The sequence below is a fragment of the Streptomyces sp. GC420 genome, from assembly GCF_009916105.1.
Classification (GTDB): Bacteria; Actinomycetota; Actinomycetes; order Streptomycetales; family Streptomycetaceae; genus Streptomyces.
This window is the reverse complement of sequence record NZ_JAAAXQ010000483.1, coordinates 1-5047: the sequence shown is the minus strand read 5'-3', so window position 1 is coordinate 5047 and position 5047 is coordinate 1. Positions and strand designations below refer to the sequence as shown.

Below are 5047 nucleotides of genomic sequence, written 5' to 3'. Positions count from 1 at the left end.
GTCCCCTGGCGGGGCCCGGGTGCGAGGGGCGGCGGGCGCCGCGGCCGCCGACGGGCGGTCCCCTTGCGCGCAGGGCCCGTTGGCGGTGTGAGCGGGGACACATTCGGACTGGCCCGGCGATCCGCAGGGCAGGTACCCCGTCGAGCCGCCGTGTGATCACATGCCGAGCGGCCCGTCTCACCATACGAATCGAGCCGGGCGATTTCCGGCCGCTCGATAAACTGAGCCCGACAGACCGGCCCGAGAATCGGCCGGTCGTACGAACCGAGCGAGGAGCGCACGTGGGCCTTGTCGTGCAGAAGTACGGAGGCTCCTCCGTAGCCGATGCCGAGGGCATCAAGCGCGTCGCCAAGAGGATCGTCGATGCCAAGCGGAACGGCCACCAGGTGGTCGTCGTGGTGTCGGCGATGGGCGACACGACGGACGAGCTGATCGATCTCGCCGAGCAGGTTTCTCCGATTCCTGCGGGGCGTGAGTTCGACATGCTGCTGACCGCCGGAGAGCGTATCTCCATGGCACTGCTGGCCATGGCGATCAAAAACCTGGGTCACGAGGCCCAGTCGTTCACCGGCAGCCAGGCAGGTGTCATCACCGACTCGGTCCACAACAAAGCGCGGATCATCGACGTCACGCCGGGCCGCATCCGGACGGCGCTCGACGAAGGCAACATCGCCATCGTCGCCGGTTTCCAGGGCGTGTCGCAGGACACGAAGGACATCACGACGCTCGGCCGGGGCGGTTCGGACACGACCGCCGTGGCGCTGGCCGCGGCGCTGAACGCCGAGGTCTGCGAGATCTACACGGATGTGGACGGTGTGTTCACCGCCGACCCCCGTGTGGTGAAGAAGGCCCGGAAGATCGAGTGGATCTCCTCCGAGGACATGCTGGAGCTGGCCGCGTCCGGCTCCAAGGTGCTGCTGCACCGCTGCGTCGAGTACGCACGCCGTTACAACATCCCGATCCACGTCCGCTCCTCCTTCTCGGGGCTGCCGGGCACCTGGGTCAGCAACGAACCGCGAGAGGGCCAGAAGGTGGAGCACGCCATCATCTCCGGAGTCGCCCACGACGTCTCCGAAGCCAAGATCACGGTCGTCGGTGTGCCGGACAAGCCGGGCGAGGCCGCGGCGATCTTCCGTGCGATCGCGGACGCCGAGATCAACATCGACATGGTGGTGCAGAACGTCTCCGCGGCGGCCACCAGCCTCACGGACATCTCCTTCACGCTGCCGAAGACCGACGGCCGCAAGGCCATCGAGGCGCTGGAGAAGCACAAGGACGCCATCGGCTTCGACTCGCTGCGCTACGACGACCAGATCGGCAAGATCTCCCTGGTCGGCGCGGGCATGAAGACCAACCCGGGCGTCACGGCCTCCTTCTTCGAGGCACTCTCGGACGCCGGCGTCAACATCGAGCTGATCTCGACCTCCGAGATCCGCATCTCGGTGGTGACGCGCCAGGACGACGTGAACCCGGCCGTGCAGGCCGTGCACACCGCCTTCGGGCTGGACAGCGACAGTGACGAGGCCGTCGTCTACGGAGGCACCGGCCGATGACCGACAAGCCGGCGCTCGCGGTCGTGGGAGCGACCGGGGCCGTCGGCGCGGTCATGCTCCAGATCCTTTCGCAGCGGGCGGACGTCTGGGGCGAGATCAGACTCGTCGCCTCCCCGCGAAGCGCCGGGCGCACGCTCGCCGTGCGCGGGGAGGAGACCGAGGTCCTCGCACTGGGTGAGGAGGCCTTCGAAGGCATCGACGTCGCGGTGTTCGACGTGCCCGACGAGGTGGCGGAGCGCTGGGCGCCGGTCGTGGCGGCCGGGGGCACGGTCGTGGTGGACAACTCGGGCGCCTTCGGCGCGGACCCCGACGTGCCGCTCGTCGTCCCCGAGGTCAACGCGCACGCCGCGCGGAACCGGCCACGCGGCATCGTCTCCAACCCCGACTGCACCACGCTGTCGATGATCGTGGCGGTGGGCGCGCTGCACGCGGAGTTCGGGCTGACCGAGCTGATCGTCTCCTCGTACCAGGCGGTGAGCGGCGCCGGGAAGGCGGGCGTGGACACGCTCCGCCGCCAGCTGGCCGCCGTGGCGGGGACGGAGCTGGGGACGGCGCCGGGCGACGTGCGGCGCGCGGTGGGCGACGACACCGGCCCGTTCGGGGCGCCGGTCGCGCTCAACGTCGTTCCGTGGGCCGGTTCCGTACGGGCGGACGGCTGGTCCTCGCAGGAGATGCGGGTACGGGAGGAGTCCCGGAAGATCCTTGGGCTGCCGGAGCTGCCCGTCACCGCGACCTGTGTGCGGGTGCCGGTCGTCACCACGCACTCGCTGGCCGTCCACGCCCGGTTCGAGCGCGAGGTGACGGTCGGACGGGCGCACGAGATCCTGTCGACAGCCCCCGGCGTGGTGCTGTTCGACGACCCGGAGGCCGGGGACTTCCCGACTCCCGCCGATGTGGTGGGGACCGACCCCACGTGGGTGGGCCGGGTTCGGCGCGGGCTCGACGACCCACGGGCGCTGGAACTGTTCGTTTGCGGAGACAATCTGCGCAAAGGTGCCGCTTTGAACGCGGTGCAGATCGCCGAGACCCTCGCTGTCGAAATTTCGGTCCCCAACTAGCCCTGGATTTGTAGGGTCTGAGTACGGCCTGTGATCAAATCAGTGGCCTGGACCACTTGAATCACGCCAACATCTGTTCGAGGATTTCGATCCCTGCATTCTGCAACCAGCGGCGGATGAGGGGCGTCTTTGCGTCGTGGGGCGGTAGGACGGTGGCGGCGCGAGAGCCGTGTGCGGCGCTGGACAGCGGGGCATTTGGGGATGGGTTGGTACGCATGAGGGCAGTCGCTGCGAACTCTGCGAACGTAGCAATGGGCGCAATCGACGCACCGTCAGAAATGAGGGCTCCTCTCACGTACAACCCTGACGGGGGGATGTGTGTCCAACAGATGTGGCAGAGGTACTCGACATCACTGTGGTCCGGCCGAGACCGGCGGCGCTGCGCCCCCGGCCGCCCGCCCGGCGTCCCCGCACGCCCGGCGGGATGCCGGTGATCGCCCCCGTGCCCGCGACGCGGCGCGCCCGTATTCCCGCACAGCGCGAGGGCGCTGACGGGGTGATGGCAGCCGAGACGACGGTGGCCGGCACGACAGTCGATCACCTCACCGAGACCTACCGCGCGCACTACCGCTCGCTGCTCGGTCTCGCCGCGCTCCTCCTCGACGACACCGCCTCCTGCGAGGACGTCGTCCAGGAGGCCTTCATCCGGGTCCACTCCGCCAGGAAACGGGTGCGCGACCCGGAGAAGACACTCGCCTATCTGCGCCAGACGGTCGTGAACCTCTCCCGCTCCGCGCTGCGCCGGCGCATCCTCGGCCTGAAGCTCCTGTCGAAGCCGATGCCGGACATGGCGAGCGCGGAGGAGGGGGCGTACGACCAGCTCGAGCGCGACGCGCTGATCAAGGCGATGAAGGGACTGCAGCGCAGACAGCGCGAGGTCCTGGTGCTGCGGTACTTCGCAGACATGACCGAGGCCCAGGTGGCCGAGACGCTCGGCATATCCCTGGGTTCGGTCAAGGCATACGGTTCACGGGGGATCGCGGCGCTTCGCGTCGCCATGGAGGCCCCCAGATGAGCGGCGAGCGGCTTGATGAACCGCAGCGGCCCGGACCGAGCGAAAGCGGAACTGTGAACGACGGCCCAGAGCACCGTCCGGCGCGCCCGGACGCGAACGAGCCGAGAGACGAGGCCCAGGAGTCGGCGGCCCCCACCGGGCCCTCCGGCCCCGCCGGGGCGCCCTCCGTCTCGGAGGCATCCTCCGCCTCCGAGACCGGCTCTTCCCACGAACGAGTCGTCCCCGACGCCTCCGACGCCTCCGACGCCTCCGACGCCTCCGACGGCTCCGGGGCCGGCGGGTCGGCCGACCCCGACGCGGCCCCCCGCCCTTTCGGTGCGGCGACCGGGCCGGTCCCGCCGCCGGGCGACCGGCGACTGGACGCGTTCGACGACGCCGAGCTCGCCCTGCGCAGCCTGCTCCACGGCGCGGTCGGCGAGCTCCGGCCCTCGCCCCAGGCCCTCGACCACCTGCGCCGTGCGGTGCCCGCGCGGCGCGCCCGCAAGCGGCAGGCCCTCGTCGGCGCGGCCGCGGCAGCCGTGCTGGCCTGCACCGCCGTACCGGCCCTCGTCCATGTGGCCGGTTCGGGCGGCGGGACGGACACCACCGCGATCGCCGGTCACGGTCAGGCGTCCGACGGCGCCGGGGACAACGGCAAGAGCGCCGGTGAAGGCCCCGCGGACAAGGTCCGGCCCACCGGCAAGGCCCCCACCGACCAGAGCGGCGGCCAGAACGACAAGGGCGGGGCGGACCCGGACAGGGGCACGGTCCAGGGCTCCGGCGGCGGCGCGGACTCCACGTCCGGCACGCCCGACGAGGCGGTCGCCGCCTGCGGGGCCGCCCAGCTCGGCGGTGCCTCCACGATGAGCGCGGGCACCCCCGACGCAGAGGGCAAGGTCTACGGCACCTTCCGCGTCGTCAACGTCTCCGCGGCCCCCTGCACGGTGGCCGGCCCCGGAACGGTGAGCACCCTCGCGGCCGGAGCCGCGGACCCGTCCCGTGTCACCGCGGTCCGGCACACCTCCGGCGACGCGGCGGCCGGCCTGCCCGACCCCTCGGCCGAGCAGCCCGCCCTGTTGCTCCAGCCGAACGAGGCGTACGACGTGAAGTTCGCCTGGGTCCCCTCGGCGAGCTGTCCGAGCACGGGAGCCTCCCCCGACCCGACGCCGACGGGCGGCACCACGGGCACCGGCGAGACCACCGGCTCCCAGGGCATGCAGACGCAGCTGGCCGACGAGGACCCGGGCACCGCGGACGGCAGCGTCCAGATCTCGTACACCGCGGTGGGCGGAGCATCCACGGGGACGACGATCTCGGACGCCTGCGCGGGGACCGTCTACTACACGGGCGTGCTGGCCGCGTCCTGACGCCGCTCCCGCGCGGCGCCCCGAGCGCCCGTGAGGTCCGGGACCTCGGAGGGGGAGGAAGGCGAGGGGGGAGGG

Annotated in this window: 4 protein-coding genes; all 4 read left to right on the top strand. The window is 71.4% G+C overall.

Annotation, left to right across the window (positions count from 1 at the left end; genetic code table 11):
• The first annotated feature begins 281 nt into the window (after positions 1-281).
• The 4 genes from GUY61_RS34500 (at position 282) to GUY61_RS34485 (ending at position 4972) form a co-directional block, all read left to right on the top strand.
• Positions 282-1553: an aspartate kinase gene (locus GUY61_RS34500; RefSeq protein WP_166634265.1), complete on the top strand. Its 1272-nt coding sequence runs from the start codon at positions 282-284 to the stop codon at positions 1551-1553.
• The gene (locus GUY61_RS34495) at positions 1550-2611 is read left to right on the top strand and encodes an aspartate-semialdehyde dehydrogenase (protein ID WP_166634264.1); all 1062 of its coding nucleotides are present in this window, start codon (positions 1550-1552) and stop codon (positions 2609-2611) included. Before GUY61_RS34500 ends, GUY61_RS34495 begins: the two co-directional genes overlap by 4 nt.
• Before the next feature lie 331 nt (positions 2612-2942).
• Positions 2943-3626 carry a SigE family RNA polymerase sigma factor gene (locus GUY61_RS34490; protein ID WP_166634263.1) on the top strand — a complete coding sequence of 228 codons (684 nt, stop codon included), beginning with the start codon at positions 2943-2945 and terminating at the stop codon, positions 3624-3626.
• Between the two features lie 53 nt (positions 3627-3679).
• Positions 3680-4972: a hypothetical protein gene (locus GUY61_RS34485; RefSeq protein ID WP_166634262.1), complete on the top strand. Its 1293-nt coding sequence runs from the start codon at positions 3680-3682 to the stop codon at positions 4970-4972.
• The last annotated feature ends 75 nt before the right edge of the window (positions 4973-5047 follow it).

Coding starts and splice junctions, on each gene's coding strand:
- GUY61_RS34495 (WP_166634264.1), top strand. CDS start 1,550: ATGACCGACAAGCCGGCGCTCGCGGTCGTGGGAGCGACCGGGGCCGTC.